Here is a 26,186-nt window from a genome sequence, read left to right on the forward strand (position 1 = left end):
ATTTAAAGTGCAGATGCAAAACATAATTCACCCAAATTTGGAAAAAAGTATAAATAATTGGTTCGAAGCAAAATTTAATGGCCTTATATTGCCATTTTATAGCTCTATAGATNNCCTTAGAAACTCTGGTTACAAAATTGCCCCAGTGGACGCTAATTTATTTCCTGCAGGATTCAATAACTTAAGTGAAGAATCAAGAACGATGGCAGCAAGATTGATAGAAAGCTACTTTAAAAGACATCAATACAAAAAGGTTCTTATAATACCGGAAAATTATACACGCAATAAAATGTATATAGAAAACGTATTTGTTATAGAGAAAGTACTACAACTCGCAGGTTTTGAAACTAAGATTGGCCTTTTTCATAATGAAACGTACAATTTAATAGAACCGTATGAAGCTATTGTGAAAGAAAACTCTCTATTAAAGACAACTTCAGGATTTGTGCCTGATGTTATTATACTGAACCGTGATATGACGAGCCACATTCCAGACACGCTAAAAGACGTAAAGCAAGATATAGTACCAAGCCCACTATACGGTTGGCATAGCAGACAGAAATTTAAGTATTTTGAAATCTATCAAGAATTAGTGTCCGAATTTTGTGGCGAATTTAAAATGGATCCATGGCTTGTTTCTGTGCTTACAGAAAACTGCAATGGAGTTAATTTTAATGATGATTCATCACTAGGAGCAGTAGCAACTAAAGTTGACCAAATATTATCTCTAGTGCAAAAAAAATATGAGGAATATGAAATAAAAACACAACCTTACGTTTTTATCAAAGCAAGCAATGGCACATATGGGATGGGCATTATAACAGTAACAAGTGGAGAGGAAATATTAAACCTCAATAAAAAAAAGCGTCATAAAATGAAAAAGATAAAAGAAGGAATAGCAATCAATAGCGTTATTATACAAGAAGGTGTACCAACCATTGACGTATTTAAAAGCAGTTCTGCAGAACCGCTAATATACTATATAGGAAATACTCCAACATGTTACTTATACCGATGTAATAGCAGGAAAAATGAATACTCTAGCTTGAATGCCACTGACTGTGAGTTTCATGATGTTAGCCAGGTTGTGGAAGGTAAAATTCTGTCACTTTGGAGTATTGTTAGCAAATTAGCAGTACTAGCGTTGGCAGTAGAAATAAAATCTTTTCACCTCTAACCCTTACATTCCCACAACGTCGCCATTGGGGAGACCATTACCATCATAATCGTGCCTAATATGATTAGCGCCATCAAGTTCAGTGGAAGGATCGTCATTGACAGGTTGATTAAACAACTTGTCAAGTTGAACTGCAAGAAATACTGCACTATATATTATGCTGACTGTTACACTTAAGTTGAAATTATAGATTATACCACTACCCAAGTTTATTGGTATAGTTGGAGTCTCTATCCTTCTTAATGTGAAGTTTAATAAACCTAACGACAAAATTAATGTGCTGCTGATAATAAGGTCCTTCTTACACTCAGCAGACTTTTCAGGATCCTTATTATCCAGATATTTCTTGCATGTATAATAATAGCTTATAGGTTCCGAAATAAACAGAAATAGGATCGTTGATGTTAAGCTAATATAACTTATTACATCTGCATTGCCTCCAGTGCAAAAGTGGATGACTCTCAGCATCATCAACGCTTCTATGGTGCTGCTTGCAAGATTAGCCGATTTACCCAAAATTTTTGCTAATTCTTTTTTACCCTTAGGGTCTTTATAATCTTTTACCAAATCCCGTAAGATGAATGCAGAATGGGCAATGTATAGGGTAGATGTCGGAAATTTCACCCATCGGGCAACATTCTTTATAAGGGAGATATTGGATCTGTTATTGTCAATAAACTCACAACAAAATTGCAGTGAAATCTTACACAATAGGGCTGTTAAACCTGTTGTGATGCAGATTACCTTCCTGAAATCATGATTATAAATATCATGCACCTTTTGTGCGGGCGTGTTGGATTCCTTTTTTAGCTTGCTTGGCATGAAATAGTTAATAAAATAATAACTCTCTGTTATTATATCACATAAAATCCTAAAAGAAAAGCCCTATAAATCAGGACTTTAAGGGAGATTTATGCACAAATCGGCTAAGCATTTTATAAACAAGGGATCGGTACTGAGAGTTGGCACGCGAAAGTAATATCCATCCTTGATAATTGCTTTATATTCTATATCAAGTTCAACTAGAGTTTCTGAATGCTCAGAAACAAAAGATATAGGTGATAAAACTACAGGTACACCATCAATTTTTGCGCGTAATAGCTCACTTTCAGTGCTTGGCTCTAACCATTTTACGGGACCAATTTTGCTCTGATAGCATATTGACCAATCTAAGTTATTGATAGCTAGCTTTTCTACTATTAACTCTACGCTTCTTTCTACCTGTGAAGCGTAAGGGTCGCCTTTTTTAATAACACTGAGAGGTAGGCTATGGGCTGAAAATAGGACTCTTGGCTTATCGATTCTGCTGGCTAATTTGTAATACTTAGCTATTAAATTAGCGTGAGCTTCAATAAAATCTTGGTTATCATAATAACGGTGAATCATTTTTGTATTGCATTTTAGGCCATACCGTTTAGCATTTTTTTGCCAATTCTCGATGGATGACAGAGTTGTGGTAGTTGAATATTGTGGATACAGTGGCAACAGAATTACTTCGTCAGGATCAAATTGTTTTACACTTTTAACAACTTCGTCGGCAAAAGGGTGCCAGTAGCGCATGCAGATGAATACTTTGGTTANGTTTTGCAGCGCGTGACGCTGGAATCCAGTTTTTTTTCTAAATCCCAGTGTCTGGGCACTGGGATGACAAAAGACAGGTTTGTTAAGTTCTTGTTCAAGCGCTTCAGCTTGCATTTTTGTATTCTCCAGAATTGGCGATTTACCTCCAATTTCCTCGTATATTTTTTGTGCAGTATTTTCTCGTTTTGCGGAGATAAACTTTGCTAAAAGAAACCGAAAAGGGTTTGGTAAATTTATTATTCTTCTGTCGTAAAAGAGATTAAATAAAAAAGGACGAACTGCGCTGAGTGAGTCAGGCCCGCCAAGATTAAATAAGATAACTGCCTTTTTCACCTACGCACTACTACAACAAGTTACTTCTGGGGTGCCTATAAAATTAGCCACACACTTATCAAATCTAGTTATAGGCACTAAATTTCTTACACTTGCATACAATAAATGGCCAGATCTTTGTACGTTACTCTTGGTAGATGTAAGGCTTTTATCAAAAACCTTATCAACAAGAAAACTTGGCACTGCTTCAAGAAGTTCAACGGCAGCTAAAGATAGCATGATACAACTTTGAAGAATCTTCAGAGGAAAAACTAAAAATGCAACGAAAAAAGAGGTGCTACTTGTTTCATCCAGTGGTCGCCCTGAGTTAGGCGAATTATACTCGATGTGTTTTCTATTTTGATCAAAAATAGGAAATTTTATAGTATCTTTCTTAAATTCCTTATTCACTGTTTCTTTTGGGCAACCTGTTTGTTTTTCTAATAATTTTTCACGTAGATTAAAAGTTCTGACAATAAAACATGTGGCAATCATTAAAGCAGCACATACGAGTGCACATTGTAGAAGACCAGTGAATGTAAGGCAAACAAGCGGTACTATGACAGCCATTTCAAGAAACGGAATAGTATTTCTTTTCATTGCAAAGGCAGCACCTTTTTTTAATTCTGTATTATGATGTGAGCTATATTCCAAATAGCTTAAAAATGCCAAACTAAAAGTCAAAAACCCTTTTGTTCCACAAAAAAGTGATGACTTAAAGTTACTTACTAATTTTTTAGCAGTAGATTCAGCTTGTTTTTTAGTGGTAGGCTCAGCTTGTTTGATAGTGTTCTTTTTACAACAGCCACCCATACAATACCTCCTTGATGGTTTATCCTTAACTATAAATAAAAAACTACTTTTATCAAATCAAAATTTACAATAAAATAAATCTATAAATATACTATTTTATATAAGGAAACAATATGGCAATTGAGAAGACACTTTCGATATTAAAACCTGATGCAGTAAAAAATAATATTACAGGCAAGATAAATTCATACATTGAAAGCTCTGGGCTGAAAATTATAGCACAAAAAATGATGTTACTAACAAAAAAACAAGCAGAGCTGTTTTATGAAATTCATAAAGATAGACCTTTTTTTGGGGAGTTAGTGGAATTTATGACTTCTGGTTCTGTGATAGTTCAAGTTTTAGTTGGTGAAAATGCAGTAAGTAAATACAGACAAATCATGGGAGCTACCGATCCAAAGCAGGCAGATAAAGGTACAATCAGAGGTGATTTTGCTGATGACATAAGTGAGAATAGAGTTCACGGCTCAGATAGCACAGAAAACGCTCGTAAGGAAATAGCTTTCTTTTTTGCTGAATGTGAGTTGGTGTAGTTCACTCGGATTTTTCTATATATAAAAATTTTCTGGATCCTATGTCAAGCATACATCTGTACGAACGTTGTAATTTTAAGATGGTAAATGGTGTAATCTTAACTAGTGTGACATTAAAATGACAATGACAAGGTTGTACCAAGTAGCTCACACTGGAACTTATAGCTATAATAAGTAACTACGTCATACCGCCGCGGTATCTCAGCCTAGATCCCGCTAACAAGCAGCGGGATGACGAGGTCTTTCAATAACCTGTGTTAGCTATAGAATATCTTAAATCACAGATTTGGTTACTATGCTTCTCCTTAAATTGACCATTTCCCCTAAACGCTATTAGCTTCCTTAAAACTTACATTAATGCCTATTTTGCCTAAACTGAAGCGTCTTTTCCAATTTTTTCTAGCATCAACTCAGCAGCTTTTTGTTCAGCAATCTTTTTACTAGAAGCGCATGCAGAAACTTTACCATAATCTTCTATGCAAACTGATATAGTAAATTCAGGATTGTGCGCTGGTCCAGTTTGTTTTACAAGCTCATACTCTGGTAAAGGCAATTTGTTTTTCTGAGTCCACTCTTGCAGTGAGGTTTTAGGATCTTGAGGGGGGTCAAGCATGCGCTTAGCTAGCTTTTCCCAATATTGGGTAATAAATTTTTCAACATTTTCAAGTCCGCCATCAATATAAATTGCACCTATTAGTGCTTCAAGCGAGTTTTCTAAATTTTTTAGATTACATCTTCCTCCATTGCAGCGTTCACTATTATTCATGATGATAAAACTGCCTAATTTTATTTCTTTAGCAACATTAGCAATGGTGTTGCCACAAACTAAATCCGTCTTTCTTTTTGCCAATGCTCCTTCTTTTTCTTCAGGAAATAGTTTAAACAGTATGGCAGATACGACCATATTCAAAACACTATCGCCCAAAAACTCTAATCTTTCGTAGCTTACAATCTGGTTTTTGCTATTCCTTTTATTTACGCTTGGGTGAGTTAGTGCCTCTTCTAATATTGCATAATTTGTAAATTTATAATCAATGATCTTAGATATTGCATCATTCAAACTCTTCATACCCATTATTTAAAAGAAAAGCACTTCCTACCACCTTTATACCAAAAAATTAGTTTTGTTTTATTAAAATAATACCAACAACTTCCAAAATTAATGTATACAACCCACCACCTCACTAATGTTACTAAATCCATCTCTCCTTATTAGTTCTGCAAGTTCTAGATTAATTTTGTTTACAACTTGAGGTCCGTGGTATATGAGAGCAGTGTACAACTGCACCAAAGAGGCTCCTGCCTTTATTTTTTTATATGCATCAGCACCACTTGAAATTCCTCCGCATCCTACCAACAATATTTTGCCCTTAGTAAGTTTGTACATATCGCTCAATAACTCGGTTGAAAGTTTAAACAGTGGTTTGCCACTCAACCCACCACTCTCGTTGTGGTGGGAATGAAGATTATCTCTACTTACCGTAGTGTTGCTTACTGTTAATCCATCAATCTTATATTCCAATGCAAGCTCAGCGATATTTTCTTTCGTTTGCTGATCTATATCTGGTGAGATTTTTAATATTATTGCGGAATTATCAATTGATTTCCGGGTTAGAGTTATGGATTTCAACAATTTCGATAATTCTTGCTTATTGTGCAGATTGCGTAAATTAGGCGTGTTTGGGGATGAGATGTTCAGCACTATATAATTGCTTTTTCCATATACCATCTTTATTAAATCAACATAATCACTAATTTGGTCTTTCGATGCACTATTTTTTCCTATATTTATGCCAAAAATGCAGTCATCAAGCTTGGTTTCATCTATTTGTTTAAGAAAATAGTCTATTCCTTTATTGTTAAATCCCAATCTGTTAATTACCCCTTGATCTTTAATTAACCGAAAAATTCTTGGTTTTTTGTTTCCATATTGTGGATTACGAGTTACAGTACCAGTTTCAATAAACCCAAAACCAAATGAAAGCATAGGCCTTATAACTTCTGCATTCTTGTCAAAACCTGCAGCCAGGCCCACGGGGCTTCTGAGCTTATTACCAAAAAAATTCACACTCAAAGATTCTGGTAGCTCTATAGGATTCTTATAAGGTATTTTCTTTAATGCCATAATTGCCAAAGAGTGAGCAACTTCAGGCGGCAGTAAAAACAATAAATTACGTAATATCATTTTGTAAAACACTTTGCTTATTTTTAGTTTATTTTTTACCATGCAACAAGAATAACTTAGAAAGCTGATTAAACTGAGGAAATAATAAGTATATAGTTTCTATGAATAGTAAAAACTAATTTTTCTGAAGGGAAACCGCAACTTGATCAGTATTTTTATCCACTAATTCAAGGTAGCCAAATTTGTTAATTTGAGATCGTATTAGTATAGGGATCTTATTTCGATTTAAATAAAACCCCTGTTTTGATTGTTTATTAATGCGCAACTTTATATCTCCATTTTTCCAAGCAAGCATTTTATTTATTGTAGATTTCTCCTTACAATTAGCTTCGTTTATAAATCCTAGATATTCACCTTCTGCAGAATGTATTTCGACCTTACATGTTTTATAGCCCACCCAACTACCTAAATATGGATCAGTATCGTTTTTTTCATCAAGCTCGAATTCCTCTTGGACATATTCCCATGGAGCTCTTGCATTACCTATTCTTTTCAGAAAAAGCACATCCTGGTCAAAATTTATAATGGTCTTTGTATGAAATGTTGTCAAGCTTGTGTCCCATAATAATCGTTCTGTGATGCTAAAATGCTCTTCAACTTTTTGTATATTTTGAAACGACACGACTACCACATCTGCTCCAACTTCTTTTCCATAGTTAATATATTCGCTAACGCGCTCATGTCCTGCTGTAAACGATGATTTGCCTATCAATAGGAAATCATTAAATAATGTATCGTGCATAGTTTGGGCACTGTAAGCTGTACCAACGTAAACTGGCTGTTTGTTGGATGAAGGATATTTTTCTGGTGCAAGATGAGTATATGAGCCCTTTAGTAAATAATAGAAGGTACAGCTGGTAAGCGAGAAGGGCAAACTAATTAATAATAAAGCTCTTATTAATCCCCTTGGCATTTTATTACTCACATTTTAAATATAATATCTCATCTTCTTAAATATTTCATTAAAATCTGCACCTCCTGCTAAAGTTTCAGAAGAGAAAATGATCTAATTGAAGTAAGAGGCCGGGACCGGAATTGAACCGGTATAAAAGGATTTGCAGTCCTCCGCATAAGCCATTCTGCCACCCAGCCATTTTTTATGTGTAGATATCCATTATATCTTTTAGCATAGATAAAGCTTCCTCCCTTTTGCGTTGAAAAGTGTTACGTCCAATGATTGAACCATTACCACCACCCTGCTTAATTTCTTTCGCTTCATTGCATATGTCATCTACTTCCTTCGATTCACCACCAGAAAAAACTACTATTCTTTTCCCTGCAAAACAAGATCTTTTAACATATTCAATTCTTTTAGATAATGATTCAATATTTTCTGTTTCTATTCTCTCCCTTTCCAAATATTTAGTTGGAAGTTTTACTTTGATTATATTAGCGCCAAGTAAAGCTGCTATGTGCGCAGCATAGGCAATAATATCAACTGCTGTTTCACCTTCTTTGGAAATTCCTTCACCACGTGGATAAGACCATAGCACTACTGCAAGCCCATAAGATTTGGCTTCAGCTATGATTCCACGGGCTTCTTCCATCATATCGAAACACTTAGCAGAACCAGGATATATAGTAAATCCAACAGCCAAGCAGCCCAAACGCAGCGCATCTTTCACAGAAGAGGTTATTGCTTGATCAGAGGTTAGGTTCTTTGAATGTAAAGAGTTGGAACTATTAAGTTTCAAAATAAGCGGGAGCATTCCAGCATAAGTTGAAGCACCAGCTTCAATCATACCAAGTGGAGCAGCATATGCACTTACTCCCGAATCAACTGCAAGCTGAAAATGATAATGTGGGTCATAAGCATCAGGGTTAACTTCAAAACTTTTTATTGGCCCGTGTTCAAACCCTTGGTCTACAGGGAGAATTACTAATTTGCCAGTGCCGCCAAGCTTTCCATGCATGAGAATACGAGTAAGATTTGCTTTTACCCCGGGGTTTTCACTTTCGTAGTAGCTTAGGACTTGTTTTACTTTATCACTTATCACTATAATTCAAATTAAATTTAAGATATAAATTGTAACAAAGATGAAGTTCAATACAAGGATTTTAAACTATATCAAAAGCAATTTTATTTTCTACTTTATTCATATAGATTCTTAATTTCTTTCCTTTTATTAATTTACGATTCAGTATTTCTTCCGCTAAGTAACTTTTTATCTCTTTTTCAATAAGTCTCTCTATCGGACGTGCTCCCATTTCCTTACTATAACCCATTTGTACAAGATAAGATTTCACTTCATCCTCTACTAAGCAGTTTATGCCTTTTTGCGTCAGTTGCTTTTTCAGTTCTAAGACAAATTTATCCACAATATGCAAAATCACATCCGTACTTAAGTCAGAAAAAGAAATAATCGCATCAAGACGATTACGAAATTCAGGGCTAAAAACCTGTTCTATTGCTTTTTCGCTATCACCAATGTTAAAATTTTTATGCCCAAAGCCAACAAAACTTTTGCTGCGTTCAACTGCTCCTGCATTAGTTGTCATAATTAAAATTATATTGGAAAAGTTAACTTTACGTCCGTAAGTGTCTGTAATACAACCATAATCCATAATTTGTAGCAATATATTATAGATATCGCTATGAGCCTTTTCAATTTCATCAAGCAGCACAACACTATATTGATTGTTAGATACAGACTCTGTGAGTAATCCACCCTGATCATAACCTACATATCCAGGAGGAGAACCAATCATCCTTGATATCGTATGAGATTCAATATATTCGGACATATCAAAGCGTATAAGATTCATGCCCATGCTTTCTGCTAATTGTTTTGCTAGCTCGGTTTTACCAACACCAGTTGGTCCTGCAAAAAGATAATTTGCTAAAGGCTTATTGTAATTTCTCAACCCAGATTTAGCAATTTTAATAGAACTAACAAGAGATTCTATTGCCTGCTCTTGTCCAAAAACCACCTTCTCTAGATTAGCTTTTAAAGACTTTACTTTCTGCAAATCATCAGATTCAGATCCGCAAGGCACATTTGTAATTCTAGTAATGGTATTCTTAATATCTCTACTATTTACAATTTTACCCCTGTTTCTTAGCAATTTACAATATGCCCCTGCCTCATCAATAACATCAACCGCTTTATCAGGTAATATTCGCCCAGTAATATACTTATGCGAAAGTTCAGCCGCAGACCTAATGGCATTCTTTGTATAATATACTCCATGATACCCTTGATAGTAGTGCTTTATACCATCTAGTATCTTTATCGTTTCATTAACAGAAGATTCTTTAACATTAATTTTTTGAAATCTTCTCGCTAGTGCTTTATCTTTTTCAAAACTAGCGCTGTATTCTCTATATGTGGTTGCACCTATACAACGCAGTGTACCTCTTGCAAGCGCAGGTTTGAGTAGGTTACCTGCATCAAGAAAGCTACCACTTGTAGAACCTGCTCCAATGATAGTGTGTATTTCGTCAATAAAAAGGATAGCACCTGGTTTTGCCTCAATTGCTTTTATTATAGATTTTATTCTCTCTTCAAAATCACCTCTGTAGCGTGTCCCTGCAAGGAGTGATCCTAAATCCAAAGCATAAATTATACTGGACCTGAGTGCACTCGGAACACTGCCTTCAATGATCTTTAATACCAAACCCTCAACTATTGTTGTTTTGCCAACACCTGGGTCTCCAACATATAAAGGGTTGTTTTTTCTACGCCTCAATAATATTTCTATAGTGCGATTTAATTCATAATCACGACCAATAACATAATCTATTTTTTTGCTTCTGGCATAGTCATTTAAATTTTTACAATAACTTTGTAGAATTTCTTCATCTTTTAGTAGCTCACCTTTATTTACTGTAGTAGGAGCGTCATTATTTTTATCAAGTTTTACTTTATGATTAGTGGTGTATTCATCTATATCGTTAGAGTATTTCGTGTTAGATATGTGGTAAATCAAATTGGAATCTTTCGCACTTTGTTTCTGCAATAGATCTTCAACGTATAAATCTTGCCTAGACAAAATTTCTACTAGAACACTTGCTCCATTTATTTCTTTTTTCCCCAAGCTATGAGCCCGTATTATTGCTCTGTGTATTATGCATTGAAACATTGAGCTAGGTTTAACTCCACTGATAATCAATTCAGAACTGCTTTGTAAAAACCCTTTTATATTTATTATAATCATTAGCTTTAATATTGCATCTTGATAGAATGTTATCCATATTGATGATTTCATCGGCTCTGATATTACATCTTGATAAAACGTAATTTACATCCACGTCTTTAGTTAACGCCAGCAATAAATGTTCTACTTTCGCATATTTAAGATTAAAATTAGAAGCAATGAATAGTGCTCTATTCAAACTTGCCTCTAAGTTTTTGGAAATCATCTCCTATTCTCTTTAAAAGTGGGAACTCATATATAATCAATAGCACACAATTATTAAAAAAATTGAAATCCAGGAGTTCGCTGTAGCCAATTTGAATTCCCACTATGGATCTACGTCATACCGCCGCGGATAGATTCTGCTAATGAGTAGCGGAATGACGAGTTTTATGCTTATCAAGTTATAGGTAAATCCAGTTTGGATTAGCTATATATTTTTTCTACCATTCCCCAATCACTTTGCTTTGCAGCAAGTCTATTGGAGTTTTTAAAGAATGGAAGAATAGTTAAAGTATATTAAATACGCTTTTTCTAGTACTCTGCTTTTCTTCTTAAATGCATTGATCTTTTTTCTACCATATTTAGTCTTTAACGTACTTGGCCTTTTAAAGACCTTTTTGCTGTTACGTTTTTTTAATTGCACACTACAATCAAAATTTGGCTCTCCTTCTTTGTCTGCCAGTGCAGGTAATCTTCTCTTATCTTGAGGTGTAACAAAAGATAGCGCATGCCCTTCAGCTCCAGCACGTGCAGTTCTACCTATACGATGAATATAGTCAGCTTGCGATTGTGGTGCATCATAATTGATAACATGTTGAATGTGGGGAATATCAAGGCCGCGAGAAGCAACATCTGTTGCAACCATAATTTGATTGCGGCCACGACGAAAAGAATTAATGACCCTTTCGCGCTTGTGCTGCCTTAAATCACCATGAATTGCTAAAGCGCTATAGTCATCTTTGTGCAATCTGCTAGCTAGCTGATCCGCTCCTTGCTTTGTTTTGACAAAGATAATGATTGATCCTTCGCGCTGACATAGTTGTGTAACAAGCTTTTCATATTTTTCTGATTCTGATGCATAAACAATCTCTTGCTTAATTTTTACAGAAGTTGTAGTCTCACAATCAACAGAAATACGTTCTGGTCGATTAAGGTACTTCTCAGTAAGTTTAACTATATCACTAGGAAGAGTTGCAGAAAACATAAGAGTCTGCCGTATTTTTGGCAGATATTTCATGATCCCTTCAATTTGAATTCCAAAGCCCATATCAAACATACGATCCGTTTCATCAAGCACAAGAACGCTAACATTGCGAGTAATCAAAGTTTTACGCTCAATATGGTCTATAATACGACCAGGAGTACCTATTACAATTTGTGGTTTTTTCTGAAGCTGATTTAGCTGCCTAAAAATAGGCTCACCACCAATCAACAAAGCGACCCTTAGTGCAGAATTTTGAGATAAGAGTTTTCTTATCTCATTTGTTACCTGATGCGCAAGCTCCCTGGTTGGCACGATGACTAAAGCTGAACCAGTGTTAGGCTCATTCAGCAACTTAGCAACCAACGGAATAGCAAATGCCAAAGTTTTTCCAGTTCCCGTTTGAGCAGATCCGAGAATATCTTTACCTTGTAGCGCTAAGGGAATCGCTTGTACTTGAATCGGAGTTGGAACGAAAAGATTATTTTTATCTAGAGCTTGTGTAAGCGAAGCTGGGAGACCCATCCCATGAAAATTATTCACAATACGTTAATCCTATTAAAAGACTTCATAATAGATTAATCTTCCAATCTTAAATTTATTGCAGATTTTTTATCTTCTCCGTTTCTACCGCGCTCCTCTTTAACCTCATAACTCACCCTTTCCCCTTTTATTCCTTTCTCTTTATTCTCTCCTTTAAGTGCCTCAGGCCTTATTCCTGAACGTTCCAACGTGCTAATATGTACAAAAACGTCACCCCCTTTACCTTCTGGCTTGATGAAACCATAGCCTTTTTCGGCATTAAACCATTTTACATTACCAAATTCCATTTAAACAACTCCTAAATTATTAACTAATATTACTAATGTGATGAAAAACTTTGAAATTACGATTGAGAATGTTTTAAGCTTAGCTATTGAAACTAAACCTTTATACTTCATAGTCTATTCTTAACATTACATGATAATAATACACAATTGTTGTACTTGATGCAAATAAATTTTTTAATCGTTAAGCGAACCTGCAACCGTCATTTCGCTAACTTTAATCGTTGGTGAATTAAATTGCCCACAAAAAGTTAGATCATCTGCAACGACTAAATTGCTAAACATATCCTTCAAATTGCTAGCAATGGTAATCTCATGTACTGGATACGTTATTTTTCCATTTTCTATAAAAAATCCGGAAGCGCCTTGGCTGTAATCGCCATTGATTAAATTGACACCAAAACCAAATAAATCAGTTACATATATTCCCTCTTTCACTTCCTGAATTAATTCTTCAAACGATACATTACCATTCTCAATGTAGAGGTTACTAGCTGCAGGAATAACTGCAGCATTACTTGCACGAGTTGCACTTCCGGTTGTTTCTGAGTCTAATTTTTTAGCCGAGTATAAGTCTAAAATCCAATTTTGTAATATTCCGTTTTTTACAAATATATTTTTCTTGCTAATTATCCCTTCTCCATCAAATGGTCTCGATGCTATGCCTCTTGGCAACAATGGATCATCGATAATGTTAATTCTATCATTGAAAATCTGAGCATTTAAACTACCCCTCAAGAAAGAACTGTTGCTTATAATACTGCTCCCATTTATAGCAGAAGCGAAACTTTTTACTAGCCCCTTTGCTGCTCTTTTTTCAAAAATAACCGGAAACTTACCAGTTTTAATTGTACGTGAATTCAATTGATCAACTGCTCTTTTTGCTGCCTCTTTCCCTGTTAATTCTGGCGACTTTAAATCACTAAAATTACATGCTATATCATAATCGTAGCCAACCCTCATTTCACTTTCTCTTCCAGCAACAACAGAGACCCAATTAGCAAAGGTTGATTTACTAAACGAGCCAATAAAACCAGAAACAGTTGATAATACCGTATTCACTAAAGCGTATGAAGAAGAGGCTCCTTCAGAATTAGTGATACTCTTATGTGCAAGGGCCGAATTTTCTGCAGCTTCAGCAATTTCTTTTAGGTTATCAACGGTTACAACATTATTATCTGAGATACTTAAATCTGCAGAAGAGATATAATTACCACCATCTGCAGCAAAATTAATGTGAGGATCTTCTGGTGCATTCTTTGCCATTTCTACCACTTGACTTACCGTATCACTCAGATTATTCAAATCGTTTGTAGAAATATACGCAGCTTTGTTTTTACCTGCTATAGCTCTGATTCCTACAGTGCAATTCTTAGATTGTGATATTTGCTCAATTTTTGATAGACGCTGAGAAACTGAAGTCTTATTAGTTTCATATATTGTAACTTCTGCGTCTTGATTCTGCTTTTTTATTAATTTAGTGATATCTGCTGCAATATTTAATATATTCATTTTCTATTCCTTAGATTTTTATAAAGACTCTGCACCACCTATAACTTCAATTAAATCAGTTGTAATTGCTGCTTGACGAGAACGATTATAAAGCAATGCTAATTTGTTCAGCATCTCTTTAGTGTTTCTGTTTGCTGATTCCATAGCAACCATCCTAGCACTATTCTCACTTGTTGCACTCTCAAGTAAAGCAGAGTAAAGAGCAATTACAACGTAATCTTGAACCAAAGATTTTAAAATAAATTCAATATTTTGTGGTTCATACTCATAGCCGTAATCTGTTGTTGGACCAGTCAGAGAATTGTCAATCAAGGATGAGTTTTCACTCCATGGTTTTATTGTTTCCAACATTGGTTTTTGCGTGAAGGTATTATAGAATTTACTATAAAAAACTTTAACCTTATCGTATTTACTTAAATCTATACCATCAACTAAAGCTTCTACGTGCTTTAACGTGATTCCCTTACTATTTTCAATTTTTAAGATACTTTTAGAGTCAAATCTATTTTTACCTACATCAAAAGCTTTTTTACCAAGAAATACAATATCTACTTTTTTGCCATTTGCGATTAACTTATTTTGACTAAATTTGACAATAGAAGAGTTAAAGTTGCCGCACAAGCCACGATCAGACGCAACAATGAATACTAGGTAAGAACCGTCGTTACTGACATTTAGAATTTTTGCCAGTAATTCTTGATCAACTGATAGCATTAATGAAGAAATAATGCTATGCAGCTTAGATATATATAATTTTGAATTTGATAATTTCTTTTGGCTTTGTAATAACTTTGCTGCAGAAACCATTTGCATTATTTTCGTGGTTTTCTGTACAGACTTAATATTCTTAATTTTTAAGGATAATTCCTTTAAGCTCTTCATTTTGTATACAACCCTGATTTATTAAAATATATAATTGTTAGTGTCTAAAAGCAAGTTTTTTTGACATTAGAACCAAGTCTAACTAGAAAACTTGCAGGTTTATTATTTTGAAATAAGGGTTATATTAAGAGATCTGCTCCAAAAATTGTTCAATAGAGGTCTTTGATGGTAATTTCCCATATATTATTATCATCACACTTTGTGGAATCTTATAATATATAATAAACACAATTAAAACTATTACAACTTGAACACTTATGATCCCATTGCTTTAGTTCTTTGTTACAATTTTTACATTTCCAGCCTGGATCAGGCAAAGCTTCTGAGCTCATCTTGTTTAGCCAATAAATTACCTTGTCGTGTTCTTGCAATGTAACCTTGAGCTGTATTACAATAAAGTAGATTGACATGTAATTAGCTTTTTTGATAGCAGTGTCTAAATATTGACTTGCAAGATCATATTTACCTGAACTCATTGAGGACAAAGCAAGTAAACAGTAACTAAAATAATAATCAGGGCGTAAGTTATATAGTCTTTCAGCACCTTTACTATTTAAATTGATGTACATTCTAGCTGACTGAAGAGTAGGATTTACTGTATACTCTTCTTCTAGCACTGCAGAAGCTTTTCTGATTTTTCCAAGTTTAGTATATAATTCTGCCTTTAAATAATTGATGGGCCGAAAAGTTGCATAATAACTTTGTGCTCTGAATAAAGACTTTATAGCCCCTTTAAAATCCCCTTTACTTTCATATTGTTTTGCCAAAGCACAATAAAAAACTGCAAACATTTCTTTATGGTCAAAGGGAAGAAAAATATTGAACTTAACTGCTTCCTTTAACCTCAAAATTGCATTAATCCAATCTTCTTTCAATATGTAATGCTCTATTTGAAAGAGAATAGATAGCATTTTATCATTAATTGAACTAGAGCAATATTCTATAAATTTTTGAAAGACTACTTTTTCTTGTTTGAGGTAAACAATCAGCTTATTGGCTAGAAGTAGAGCTAAGTTACGATTTTTATTTGCAATATTTGTTAAACCGTTACTGAAAAAGCTGTAATTTCCCGTCTTACCTGAGTTAAAGAGCTTTATTAAAGACAACCTATCGCTCTCTTCACTCAGACTTTTAACTAGTTTTTGGGCATTCTCTATATTGTCTAAGTCTATGCTAAAGAAAGCTTCAAAGAGAAGCAATTCTTCCCTATCCCTTCTTCTATTTCTTATGTTGGCAAATGTTGATGAAATGGAGGAAAAAAAGCGTACAAGTGTAATTAATAAAAATAATAAAACTACACAAGTAAAAATAATGAAATATAGATCAATACTTATAGTGTAATTGCCTAATTCCAATTTTATTACTTCACCACTTACCTTGATCCATATGCCAAATAAAAACGAAAAAGCGAAAATTATAAAATAAATCATGAGATATATTGTAATAAGTGATGATATATTGTTGAAATATTCTTAGAAGCTACAATAAAACCATTCAATTTATTCAGCCATAGCTTGAATTCTGAATGCGTTAAATTGCTTACTGTAACAGTTATATTTTGCCAATCATTATCGTTTATTGACTCCTCAATTTCTGCAAACTTTACTCTTAATGGATCATTCCGGTCGTCTACCTTTATCCAGTTTGAAATGATTTTTTTAGACAATGTACTTTTATTGTAGTTAATAACAGCAATGGTTTCTTCAAAAGATAATTTTAATTCATGTAAAGTATTTATCTCTTTCAAATTTTCTAATTCATTCATTGCATTTTCTATCTCTGGATCATCAAGCTCTGATATCAAAGGCTTTATTGAATTTATATGATTATCAAATTTTGCTTCTCGCAATAACGAATCCTTCATTTTAACCACAAGTAATAGCAATTTTGCAAGGTTCTTACATCTTGAGTTATTATCACCTTGCTCACATTGAGTATGCTGACTTCTCTTTAAGTCAAATATCCTTTTTTCCGTTCTAGATTGATTAACTTCAAGCAACATTTTTAATTCATCTATGTTTTCCGTCAAAACTTTTATACTATCATCGCTTTCTTGCTGACTTATTTTAAAAAATACTATGTTATTTATTGTAATATAACTGGCAAACAATAATATAATTAAAAACCAACCTATGTACTTTTGCTGAGTATCATTCATAACGTAGTATCTCCGCAGGATCTTGTGTAGCTGCTTGCAATGCAGGAGCTATTGTCGCTAAAAATGATAAGAATAATGCAAGTGCAGAAATATTTACTACGTCTTGGGGTAATAGTATCACTGGCAAACTTGAAAAAAAGTATATCATAGGATCAAATAGCTTGACGTTAGTAATGCTTTCTAAAAATACTCTAATATTTTCGATATTGAGAGAAAAAACGACACCTATAATACAGCCAAGACAAGTTCCCGCAAAACCAATTAATAGACCACAAGCGCAAAATATGCGCATAATGCTTCCACTTGTTGCACCAAATGTACGCATAATTGCAATCGCTGATTTCTTTTCTTGCACTATCATCATTAAATTTGAAATAATATTAAACGCTGCTACAACTATAATCAAAGTAAGAATTAAAAACATTACATTTCTTTCAGTTCTTAAAGCACTAAAATAATGGCTTTGCTGTGATTGCCAACTTTCAGCTTTCATTCCTATTTCTTTTTCTATAGCATCTGCCAGCTTATCAGCTCTAGTAACGTCGTCTACAAGTACTTCTATATTTTTTATGCTATTTTTATAATTAAAAAAGGCTTGTGCTGATTTTAGAGGCATATATATCAAGGTATTATCATACTCAAACATACCCATATCAAATATTGCTATAACTTTATATTTTTTCATTCGCGGCATTTCACCAAGTAATGCATCAAATTCTTCAGATGATATAAACGTAATTTCGTCGCCATAGTCAACGTTCAAAGCTTCTGCCAATCGTGCTCCTATTATTATCCCTTCATCAAATTTTTTTACATCACCTATAATTACATTATTTATAATGGTAGTACTATCAAGCAAATCTTTAGTTGACACACCTCGCACTACGCTACCTGCAATTTTACCATTTGCTACAATAATAACTTGATCATTGGTCATAGGAGTAGCTTTTAATATACCAGGAATTTTCTCAATAGATTTCGAAACTGTGCAGTAATCTGAATTTATGTTCCTATCAAAATAAACATTAATATGGCCATCAATGACAAGTATTGAGTCAAGCAACTTTGCTCTGAATCCGTTCATCACAGACATCACCACTATTAGTGTTGCAACTCCAAGGGCAATGCCGATAATAGAGAACAAAGTCATTATAGAGCAAAATCTGGCATTTTTCGCTCGCAAATAGCAAGCAGCCATAGTAATTTCAAATGCAATGGACATTACAAAATATTTTGAGGTTAAACATTATATTCTTGAAACTTCGTATAAGTGTAGACTTTTCTTTATTTGAAAACTAGATATTTTTACTCCTTTAAATTTAGCAGACTTATAGAGTATCTTTAACATTAGAATTTCAAAATCTTCCATATACATCATCCAATCTCACTATATCATTATCAGATAAATGCTCTCCTATTTGAAATTCAACTATCTCAAGTGGAGAGCTTGTGCTTCTATTTTCAATCCTATGGGAAACTTCCCTTGGGATTTCTATCATATGGTCTTTTACTATAGCATATTCTTTGTCGCCTAAACTAACATACCCAACTCCCTATAGTACTATATGGTATTCATCTCTATAGTGATGGAATTGCTTAGAAGTGCAGCTTAATGGATTTATAAAAAGATATTTTATAAGAAAATTTTCGCTCATTAAAATTATACTATAAAATCCCCATGGCTTGATTTCTCTTCTTATCGCTTTTGCTTTCTTAACCTTATTAATAAACGATATTAGGCTTTTGTTTGGTTGCTTATAAGCTCCACCCAATAAATTTTTATTACTTTCTGTCGTTGAAACTGGTTCTTTTTCTCTAATCACATGCTGAAATGACACCGGTTCTTTGCTAAACTTCTCACTCAATTCTAAAACTGAATTCCAAGTTCCAACATCCAACCAATCGAAGTTAGCTTCTATCATTGCAACGTTTTTTGCTTTTTCCATTACCAAGTAATCAATAGATATGCCTTCAATTCCTGCAAAATCTCGTTGTTTTAAATACAGAAATCTCTCTTGCGGTGTGAAATGTTTAAAACATGAATTGTAAAGATTCGGGGCAGATTTTTTGATCTCATCTATGTAGCGTTTTGCTTTAAACACAAATATTCCAGAGTTCCAATAATGATCGTTGCTTAACTTATGCTCGGGTTTTTCTGTAAAATCTTTCACTATATGATATTTTTCTTTCTGATCATAAACTGCATTTATATAACCGTATTCAGAATTGAATTCATGAGGCTTAACCCCATAAGTGTTGAAAGTATCAAAAATAACGTGATATGAGATGATCAACGGCATGTAAATTACCTCCCGACANNGTAAAACAATCGAACGTATAAAAGAGTCATTTAGATCCAATGTGAATTGCAGTAATGCTATTTTGAACCCATGTAGATTATTTTTGATTTTATAAACAAGAAATAACAAAGCCGTAATAATAATCATGTAAATATACACCTTCATGCCATTCATAGTATGGCTTAAAAAGTGCTTATATCCAAGATTTTGCTTTATAAATTTAAAGAACACTTCTATATCCCATCTGCGCCTATATAGCTCTGTTACTTCATAAGCTGGCATTTCAAACAAGTTTGTCAAAAACCATATTTCATCTCCAATTTTATTTCTGATTTTTATTAGCCGTAGATCATGCTTTTCTGCCACTTTACCTCGTGCACGATAAAGATTAACTATTATATCTTCTAAAATCTCTGATCCATCCGATTTTTGTTCTCTTATAACTTTGTTCCTGCTTATAACATCATGTTTTCTTCCCACTTTAACTCTTGTGATAAATTTGTACTCCTTTTCATCAAATTCGGCAAAAGTTCCAACTTTTCTGATTCCTCTATCAAATAATAAAATATCCTCTTTTTCAACTTTAGCTTCATTAATTGCTCTCACTAATGCTATATCTTCACTACTTTCTTCTTGTCCTTTACAAAATCTTATACTTGTCGGCAATTGATCCTTTAATCCTACACTCACTTTAACTTGACTGTCGTTACTTTTACCGCCTATTTTTAGCCCATCTTTTATGAGATATCCCGATAAATTTATGATCGTCGAATCAAACTTATGTAAGTTATTTGATGTTTTTTGGGGTAATAGCTTTTTAATCTTGCTCATCAAATCAATATATACTCCCTTAAAATATTCTGGATTTATAACTTTTAACCTTTTTGACAAACCACTGTATGTTACTGTACTTTTATCGCTATTCTTATCCATTATACACCTGTTTATTACCATTTCTAGCGCTCTTAGGCTTGTTTTTTGCCCCATTAATATTAACTTCATTAGACCTTTAAATATAATCTTGCCCAACAATTTAGTATTACATTTATCTACTTCACTTAATTTTCCTAGCCTTTCTAAATCCTCATCTTTTATTAAATTTAGTACTCTTTCTATTTGATCCATTATTGCCTCCATTTTCTTGCAATAATAGTTCTTTATGTCTTTTTTGTGTTACTTTCAACACTTATGGGCTTAACCCCAAAAGTGACTATAGAGTTAGTTTCAGAGGCTAACTTAGACGCTTTTTGAGTAGAAGCATAAAAACTATTCAAATCACCTATGAAATGATCTGAAGGCAGAATTAACATTGTCTCGTTTTCATTGCAGAGAAGTGCAGCAATTAATATTGCCGCTGCTGTTCCAATTTTCACTGGTTCGAAAATCACTTTATATTCTTGCAGCACATGTAATTCCTCCATCACTAATGACTCGTACTGTATATTTGTAGCAATTATGGGCGGCATATAATCGCTTTTTAGCCTCAACAAAGTGTTGTGAAACATAGTGTTCTGACTAAATATTTTCTGAAATTGCTTTGGCTTAGATAAAGGCCGAAGTCTACTACCACTACCACCACACAATATTACAGGGCGCATTTAGTTAAGATATTAATTAAATAATTAATATCTTATACTGAGGGCAAAATGCATGCAAGTTTTTGTTGCGGAATAGTTAATAAAGAAAGTAAATGTTAATTAAAGTAATAGCTAATTAGCGAGGCATAGCTGTACGAGCATTGTGATTTGAGCTTACCAGGAGGGTGTCATCCCAGTGCCTAGACACTGGGATCTAGCAAAATCGATCATAAACAAGCGCACTATACAGCATTTTCAATGAAACTACCAAAAACTGGATGCCAGTGTCAAGCACTGGCATGACACTGCTTGTTATGAAAATTACCTACAAATCACAACGTTCGTACAGTTGTAATTAGTAAGGAGGTAATTGAATTTTTTCGTCTTGCAATGAATTCCGTCTGCTTATTACTTTATCAGCATAACCTCTTTTACCACTTAATATTTCATTACTCTTATTTTGTTCTTCCTCAGGACTCTTTAGTATTTCATTACTCTTGCTAACTTCTTTATCATTCCCTTGTTTCTTTGGCCTTCTAGCGTTAAGCTCATCCCATGTGCCCACTAGTAGCTTTTGATCCTTTTGCTCCGGCTTTAGCCTTTCTTCACCTTTAATAACACTAAAGTCACTTTTTATTTCTTCCCAATACCCTGCCAATTGGTGTTTCCACATAGTGAAGTAAGCATCACCATATTTTTTCTCATTTGCTACAAACAATAAAATTGGAGCCTTAAGTATGGTAGCTACCATATTCACTAAATTTTTTACTGCCATTGCAGGAGTAAATAAAAGATAACCAAAAGACTTTGCAATTGGGTTTTGTTTGCTTATTAAATGCTCCCCTAACTTTATAGGAAGAGAAGTCAACAATTTAGTACAAACTTTAGCTAAACTTGTAGCAAAAACGATAGGAACAGATATAAGACTTTTATCTAGCTCTAGATTACCATTCTGATCTCTAATTTCTGAAAAATGGGTGCTTAGCTTTTTGTCATCACTAGTGTATAATAATTCTCCATTTCTTCCTTTTTCATCAACAACTTCCTGAACTTTACCTTCTTTATTTTTTACCTCTTTAGTTAGCACAGAAGAGTTAGTTAATTCAAACGGATATTGAGGATTCTTAGTTTTTTGAGCTTCGAAAATTGGCACGTGTTTTTTCAAATCCATTCTCGAAAAGCCTAATAGCTCAAAGTATGACTTATTTAACCAATCTATAGGAATTTGCTTACCCTGATTGTCTATATAATTGATAGTAAAATAAGATCTATCATTATCTTCATTTTTGGTAACTAAAGATAATCTGAAACTTGGTTGTTTTCCATTCTCATCTTTTTGACCATACAAAAGTTTATAGGTTGGATTTTTATCTTTATCTAGTATAGCATTTCCATGCATATCCCTGTTTTCTATGATTTTAGCAGACTGTACAATTTGATCATAATTTTTTGGATACTGGCATTTCTTTCCATCATACATCATTACCTTTCTAAGGTCTTCGACGTAAACTTGAGATTCAGGTGAAGTAAGCAGACCTTTTGCTTTAAGTGTAAGATCTATTGCTCCCTTTTTTAATGCTTCAAACATATTGTCAAACCAAAATCGCTATAATGCTATAGTTCAATAATAAAACTAGTACACTAATAATATATTAACACAGCACCGGTGATTTTACAAGAAAATATGCCTGTAGAAGATAAAGATTGTAAAAGCGAGGGTTATATAAGTAATGCTTGATAAGTACTTTATGCATGTAACTGTAAAAATCCTCAAAGGTACGCTGTGTATATAATCTTCACACACTACCTGCATTCCAAGAACTGCGTGCCAAAAAATGCAAAACAACAATACAACAAAAAATAAAAGCTCTAGAGGATGATTAATAAATTTTTCACTAAAAGACAAAGAGCTATCAGTATAAAATGCGCAAGAAAATGAATAGATAAACCAAGGAAACAGGAACAGTAAAATTACCGCAGAAACACGCTGGACCCACCAATGATGTACTGAATTTCCAGATTGACTCATATAAACATAAATAAAAAAGCCATAGTAGAAAGAAGTAGCGTTACTGTCAGCAGTATAGCACTCCTTGAAACACCAGTAATTTCTAAATTAAGCCCAACATCCCATAATAAATGACGAATACCATTAAGAAAATGATATGAAAAGCTTATAAAACATAAGACATAAGCTAATTTAGCAACAGGAGTAAACAATAATGCATTTAAGTATCTTACTATAAGCAACTCAGGAAAGTAAACATGTAATATGAAATACCAAGAAAGTATCATTAATAAAAGGAATAGCAAGATACCAGTCAATCTGTGCATAATAGAGAAAAAACTAGTAACTTGTACTTTATATATTTGTAAATGTGGAGAAAGAGGTCTATCACTCATAAAATTCCGTTATCGGGAAATTAAAATAAAGTAGAAGTAAAGACAGCAGTATAGTACATAACAACACCATCATTAAAAATGGTAAGTTATGCACAAAGCCTAAGGAGGTAATCCAGCTGCAGATTCCCCTACTGCTACCTTGTTACGACTTCGCCCCAGTCACCGATCCCACTTTAAATAACTCCCTCCTTGCGGTTAGGTCGTTAGCTTCGAGTGAAACCAATTCCCATGGCGTGACGGGCAGTGTGTACAAGACCCGAGAACGTATTCACCGTGGCGTGCTGATCCACGATTACTAGCGATTCCAACTTCATGCACTCGAGTTGCAGAGTACAATCCGAACTGAGATGGCTTTTAAGGGATTAGCTTAGCCTCGCGACTTTGCAGCCCATTGTAGCCACCATTGTAGCACGTGTGTAGCCCACTCCATAAGGGCCATGATGACTTGACATCATCCCCACCTTCCTCCAGTTTATCACTGGCAGTTTCCTTAAAGTCCCCAGCATTACCTGGATGGTAACTAAGGATGAGGGTTGCGCTCGTTGCGGGACTTAACCCAACATCTCACGACACGAGCTGACGACAGCCATGCAACACCTGTGTGAAATCCGGCCGAACCGACCCTATCCTTTCGAATAGGTATAATTTCCATGTCAAGGAGTGGTAAGGTTTTTCGCGTTGCATCGAATTAAACCACATGCTCCACCGCTTGTGCGGGTCCCCGTCAATTCCTTTGAGTTTTAATCTTGCGACCGTAGTCCCCAGGCGGAATGTTTAACGCGTTAGCTGTAATACAGAAAGTAAACTTCCCATATTTAACATTCATCGTTTACAGCGTGGACTACCAGGGTATCTAATCCTGTTTGCTCCCCACGCCTTCGCGCCTCAGCGTCAGATTTGAACCAGATAGACGCCTTCGCCACTGGTGTTCCTCCTAATATTTACGAATTTCACCTCTACACTAGGAATTCCTCTATCCTCTTTCAATCTCTAGGTTAGCAGTTTTAAAAGCAATTCCAAGGTTGAGCCCTGGGATTTCACCTTTAACTTACTAACCCGCCTACGCGCCCTTTACGCCCAATAATTCCGAATAACGCTTGCCCCCTCCGTATTACCGCGGCTGCTGGCACGGAGTTAGCCAGGACTTCTTCTGTGAGTACCGTCATTATCTTCCTCACTAAAAGAGCTTTACAACCCAAAGGCCTTCTTCACTCATGCGGCATGGCTGGATCAGGCTTTCGCCCATTGTCCAATATTCCCCACTGCTGCCTCCCGTAGGAGTCTGGACCGTATCTCAGTTCCAGTGTGGCTGATCATCCTCTCAGATCAGCTATAGATCATTGCCTTGGTAGGCCATTACCCCACCAACAAGCTAATCTAATATAGGCTCATCTAATAGCAATAAATTTTTCCCCCGTAGGGCGTATACGGTATTAGTTGCCGTTTCCAACAATTATTCCGTACTACTAGGTAGATTCCTATACATTACTCACCCGTCTGCCACTAAGTTATACCGTAGCAAGCTACAATACAACTCCGTTCGACTTGCATGTGTTAGGCCTGCCGCCAGCGTTCATTCTGAGCCAGGATCAAACTCTCAAATTTAGACTTCAACCTATAAAAGGTTGAGGGTACATCGGATAAATCCGACAAAAAATAATTTAGCTTAATACTGCTGTCTTTATTTCTACTTTAGAAATATTTTAATCTCCAACTATTCAAACAACTTTGAAAATATTATTATGTGATATAATCACTATGTCAATATGTTTTTGCAAATCAAAAGCATTAATGTATAAATATATAACTATTTGGAATAGTACCATGAAAAAATACATCTTTCTGTCTGCACTCGCACCAATGTTAGTTGGCATCACATTATACTTATTGCACAATATTGATAATACAAAACAATCTATAACTGCAGGTGACAAGTTTTACGAAGTATTATTNCTTAAAAAAGATAATAAGCCTCTGCTAGAAGAAATAGATTCAAATTGGGAGTATTTAGCAAATTTTGAACGCGCATCCAATCATATCTCAGGTTCAATGCCAACAGACACAGCATCTATTTATAATGATTTGGCAGATGATAAAGATGCTCCTAATGTTTTGCGTGAGTTAGCACAATATTTAGAAGTAATGAGCTTACTTCACTCCAACGGTGAAAAAATAAATAAAGACAAAATTGATAATTTAGAATCAAGTATGGTGTACCCTTACTCAAGCCAAGAAGCTATTGCTATAGTAAAGATACATAATAACGACATTAAAGGTGCAACTGAAGTATTGCGTTCCCTATTAAATGACAGAAAATGCCCTACTCTAATAAAGGCTAATTCACAAGAATTACTCCGGATATATGGGAGTTAACTCATTAGACTTTTTGCATAGCTTTTGGCAGTGACCTTACCCAGAAAAAGTAGAGAGAAAGTTAAGACGTTTTTGGAGTAAAATAAAACGTTTTTTCAAAGAGGTGTAAATAGAAGAGAATATACAGCAGAATTTAAATTAGAAGCTGGTTAAAGAAACAGAAGTACAAAAATAGCAAAAGATCTAGGTATAGATGGCAGTATGTTAAGTAA

Annotated in this window: 21 protein-coding genes, 1 tRNA gene, 1 rRNA gene and 2 pseudogenes; 3 read left to right on the top strand and 22 right to left on the bottom strand. The window is 34.5% G+C overall.

Annotated elements, in window-relative coordinates:
- Positions 1-13 precede the first annotated feature (13 nt).
- Entirely contained in the window at positions 14-1,177 is a 1,164-nt protein-coding gene (gshA, locus tag NOX90_RS07005) for a glutamate--cysteine ligase (protein WP_375604040.1), read from the top strand.
- A gap of 3 nt (positions 1,178-1,180) precedes the next feature.
- Here gshA and NOX90_RS07010 read toward each other — a convergent pair whose 3' ends face one another.
- The 3 genes from NOX90_RS07010 to NOX90_RS07020 form a co-directional block, all read right to left on the bottom strand.
- Complete coding sequence (locus tag NOX90_RS07010; protein ID WP_375604041.1) at positions 1,181-1,999, bottom strand: hypothetical protein; 819 nt, start codon at positions 1,997-1,999, stop codon at positions 1,181-1,183.
- Between the two features lie 78 nt (positions 2,000-2,077).
- Positions 2,078-3,091: a ferrochelatase gene (gene hemH, locus NOX90_RS07015; RefSeq protein WP_375604042.1), complete on the bottom strand. Its 1,014-nt coding sequence runs from the start codon at positions 3,089-3,091 to the stop codon at positions 2,078-2,080.
- Positions 3,092-3,883 (bottom strand): hypothetical protein, encoded by a 792-nt coding sequence (locus NOX90_RS07020; protein ID WP_375604043.1) that lies wholly within the window; start codon positions 3,881-3,883, stop codon positions 3,092-3,094.
- A 113-nt stretch (positions 3,884-3,996) separates the two neighbouring features.
- Between NOX90_RS07020 and ndk the strand changes: the two genes are divergently transcribed.
- A complete protein-coding gene (gene ndk / locus NOX90_RS07025; protein ID WP_375604044.1) occupies positions 3,997-4,416 on the top strand; it encodes a nucleoside-diphosphate kinase in 420 nt (139 codons plus the stop codon).
- Positions 4,417-4,786: 370 nt separating this feature from the next.
- Here ndk and rnc read toward each other — a convergent pair whose 3' ends face one another.
- The 19 genes and pseudogenes from rnc to NOX90_RS07120 all read right to left on the bottom strand — a co-directional run bounded on the left by rnc (position 4,787) and on the right by NOX90_RS07120 (position 25,206).
- Positions 4,787-5,485, bottom strand: a complete 699-nt coding sequence (gene rnc / locus NOX90_RS07030) for a ribonuclease III (RefSeq protein WP_375604634.1) — start codon at positions 5,483-5,485, stop codon at positions 4,787-4,789.
- A gap of 90 nt (positions 5,486-5,575) precedes the next feature.
- On the bottom strand, positions 5,576-6,643 hold the full coding sequence (locus NOX90_RS07035; RefSeq protein WP_375604045.1) for a quinone-dependent dihydroorotate dehydrogenase: 1,068 nt from the start codon (positions 6,641-6,643) through the stop codon (positions 5,576-5,578).
- A 73-nt stretch (positions 6,644-6,716) separates the two neighbouring features.
- Entirely contained in the window at positions 6,717-7,526 is an 810-nt protein-coding gene (locus NOX90_RS07040) for a hypothetical protein (protein ID WP_375604046.1), read from the bottom strand.
- Positions 7,527-7,621: 95 nt separating this feature from the next.
- Positions 7,622-7,693 (bottom strand) — tRNA-Cys (locus NOX90_RS07045).
- A gap of 5 nt (positions 7,694-7,698) precedes the next feature.
- Complete coding sequence (locus NOX90_RS07050) at positions 7,699-8,595, bottom strand: class I fructose-bisphosphate aldolase (RefSeq protein ID WP_375604635.1); 897 nt, start codon at positions 8,593-8,595, stop codon at positions 7,699-7,701.
- A 64-nt stretch (positions 8,596-8,659) separates the two neighbouring features.
- A pseudogene (locus NOX90_RS07055) lies at positions 8,660-10,964 on the bottom strand (AAA family ATPase).
- 264 nt (positions 10,965-11,228) lie between these two features.
- On the bottom strand, positions 11,229-12,485 hold the full coding sequence (locus NOX90_RS07060) for a DEAD/DEAH box helicase (RefSeq protein ID WP_375604047.1): 1,257 nt from the start codon (positions 12,483-12,485) through the stop codon (positions 11,229-11,231).
- 35 nt (positions 12,486-12,520) lie between these two features.
- A complete protein-coding gene (locus tag NOX90_RS07065; protein WP_006279919.1) occupies positions 12,521-12,772 on the bottom strand; it encodes a cold-shock protein in 252 nt (83 codons plus the stop codon).
- Between the two features lie 174 nt (positions 12,773-12,946).
- Positions 12,947-14,281 carry a TldD/PmbA family protein gene (locus NOX90_RS07070; RefSeq protein WP_375604048.1) on the bottom strand — a complete coding sequence of 445 codons (1,335 nt, stop codon included), beginning with the start codon at positions 14,279-14,281 and terminating at the stop codon, positions 12,947-12,949.
- 18 nt (positions 14,282-14,299) lie between these two features.
- On the bottom strand, positions 14,300-15,163 hold the full coding sequence (gene atpG / locus NOX90_RS07075) for an ATP synthase F1 subunit gamma (protein WP_375604049.1): 864 nt from the start codon (positions 15,161-15,163) through the stop codon (positions 14,300-14,302).
- 209 nt (positions 15,164-15,372) lie between these two features.
- Positions 15,373-16,593, bottom strand: coding sequence for a tetratricopeptide repeat protein (locus NOX90_RS07080; RefSeq protein WP_375604050.1), 1,221 nt, complete (start codon positions 16,591-16,593; stop codon positions 15,373-15,375).
- Positions 16,590-17,321, bottom strand: a complete 732-nt coding sequence (locus tag NOX90_RS07085; protein ID WP_375604051.1) for a hypothetical protein — start codon at positions 17,319-17,321, stop codon at positions 16,590-16,592. The genes NOX90_RS07080 and NOX90_RS07085 overlap by 4 nt, the downstream gene beginning before the upstream one ends.
- Positions 17,314-18,543 (bottom strand): lipoprotein-releasing ABC transporter permease subunit, encoded by a 1,230-nt coding sequence (locus NOX90_RS07090; RefSeq protein WP_375604052.1) that lies wholly within the window; start codon positions 18,541-18,543, stop codon positions 17,314-17,316. The genes NOX90_RS07085 and NOX90_RS07090 overlap by 8 nt, the downstream gene beginning before the upstream one ends.
- 133 nt (positions 18,544-18,676) lie before the next feature.
- Positions 18,677-20,758, bottom strand: a pseudogene (locus NOX90_RS07095) (IS4 family transposase).
- Between the two features lie 20 nt (positions 20,759-20,778).
- On the bottom strand, positions 20,779-21,219 hold the full coding sequence (locus NOX90_RS07100) for a sugar phosphate nucleotidyltransferase (protein ID WP_375604053.1): 441 nt from the start codon (positions 21,217-21,219) through the stop codon (positions 20,779-20,781).
- Positions 21,220-21,553: 334 nt separating this feature from the next.
- A complete protein-coding gene (locus NOX90_RS07105; protein ID WP_375604054.1) occupies positions 21,554-22,786 on the bottom strand; it encodes a hypothetical protein in 1,233 nt (410 codons plus the stop codon).
- A gap of 84 nt (positions 22,787-22,870) precedes the next feature.
- A complete protein-coding gene (gene sdhD, locus NOX90_RS07110) occupies positions 22,871-23,227 on the bottom strand; it encodes a succinate dehydrogenase, hydrophobic membrane anchor protein (protein WP_375604055.1) in 357 nt (118 codons plus the stop codon).
- Positions 23,224-23,601 carry a succinate dehydrogenase, cytochrome b556 subunit gene (gene sdhC / locus NOX90_RS07115; protein WP_375604056.1) on the bottom strand — a complete coding sequence of 126 codons (378 nt, stop codon included), beginning with the start codon at positions 23,599-23,601 and terminating at the stop codon, positions 23,224-23,226. Before sdhC ends, sdhD begins: the two co-directional genes overlap by 4 nt.
- 100 nt (positions 23,602-23,701) lie before the next feature.
- A 16S ribosomal RNA gene (locus NOX90_RS07120) occupies positions 23,702-25,206 on the bottom strand.
- Between the two features lie 153 nt (positions 25,207-25,359).
- Here NOX90_RS07120 and NOX90_RS07125 point away from each other — a divergent pair.
- Positions 25,360-25,974, top strand: coding sequence for a hypothetical protein (locus NOX90_RS07125; RefSeq protein WP_375604057.1), 615 nt, complete (start codon positions 25,360-25,362; stop codon positions 25,972-25,974).
- The last annotated feature ends 212 nt before the right edge of the window (positions 25,975-26,186 follow it).

It is taken from the genome of Wolbachia endosymbiont of Anurida maritima (genome assembly GCF_042182995.1).
In the GTDB taxonomy this organism is placed as follows: domain Bacteria; phylum Pseudomonadota; class Alphaproteobacteria; order Rickettsiales; family Anaplasmataceae; genus Wolbachia.

Excerpts from the sequence above, each read along its gene's own strand:
- NOX90_RS07010 (WP_375604041.1), bottom strand. The coding sequence starts at position 1,999 with ATGCCAAGCAAGCTAAAAAAGGAATCCAACACGCCCGCACAAAAGGTG.
- NOX90_RS07020 (WP_375604043.1), bottom strand. The coding sequence starts at position 3,883 with ATGGGTGGCTGTTGTAAAAAGAACACTATCAAACAAGCTGAGCCTACC.
- ndk (WP_375604044.1), top strand. The coding sequence starts at position 3,997 with ATGGCAATTGAGAAGACACTTTCGATATTAAAACCTGATGCAGTAAAA.
- rnc (WP_375604634.1), bottom strand. The coding sequence starts at position 5,485 with ATGAAGAGTTTGAATGATGCAATATCTAAGATCATTGATTATAAATTT.
- NOX90_RS07035 (WP_375604045.1), bottom strand. The coding sequence starts at position 6,643 with ATGGTAAAAAATAAACTAAAAATAAGCAAAGTGTTTTACAAAATGATA.
- NOX90_RS07065 (WP_006279919.1), bottom strand. The coding sequence starts at position 12,772 with ATGGAATTTGGTAATGTAAAATGGTTTAATGCCGAAAAAGGCTATGGT.
- NOX90_RS07070 (WP_375604048.1), bottom strand. The coding sequence starts at position 14,281 with ATGAATATATTAAATATTGCAGCAGATATCACTAAATTAATAAAAAAG.
- atpG (WP_375604049.1), bottom strand. The coding sequence starts at position 15,163 with ATGAAGAGCTTAAAGGAATTATCCTTAAAAATTAAGAATATTAAGTCT.
- NOX90_RS07080 (WP_375604050.1), bottom strand. The coding sequence starts at position 16,593 with ATGATTTATTTTATAATTTTCGCTTTTTCGTTTTTATTTGGCATATGG.
- NOX90_RS07085 (WP_375604051.1), bottom strand. The coding sequence starts at position 17,321 with ATGAATGATACTCAGCAAAAGTACATAGGTTGGTTTTTAATTATATTA.
- NOX90_RS07090 (WP_375604052.1), bottom strand. The coding sequence starts at position 18,543 with ATGTCCATTGCATTTGAAATTACTATGGCTGCTTGCTATTTGCGAGCG.
- NOX90_RS07100 (WP_375604053.1), bottom strand. The coding sequence starts at position 21,219 with ATGCGCCCTGTAATATTGTGTGGTGGTAGTGGTAGTAGACTTCGGCCT.
- NOX90_RS07105 (WP_375604054.1), bottom strand. The coding sequence starts at position 22,786 with ATGTTTGAAGCATTAAAAAAGGGAGCAATAGATCTTACACTTAAAGCA.
- sdhD (WP_375604055.1), bottom strand. The coding sequence starts at position 23,227 with ATGAGTCAATCTGGAAATTCAGTACATCATTGGTGGGTCCAGCGTGTT.
- sdhC (WP_375604056.1), bottom strand. The coding sequence starts at position 23,601 with ATGAGTGATAGACCTCTTTCTCCACATTTACAAATATATAAAGTACAA.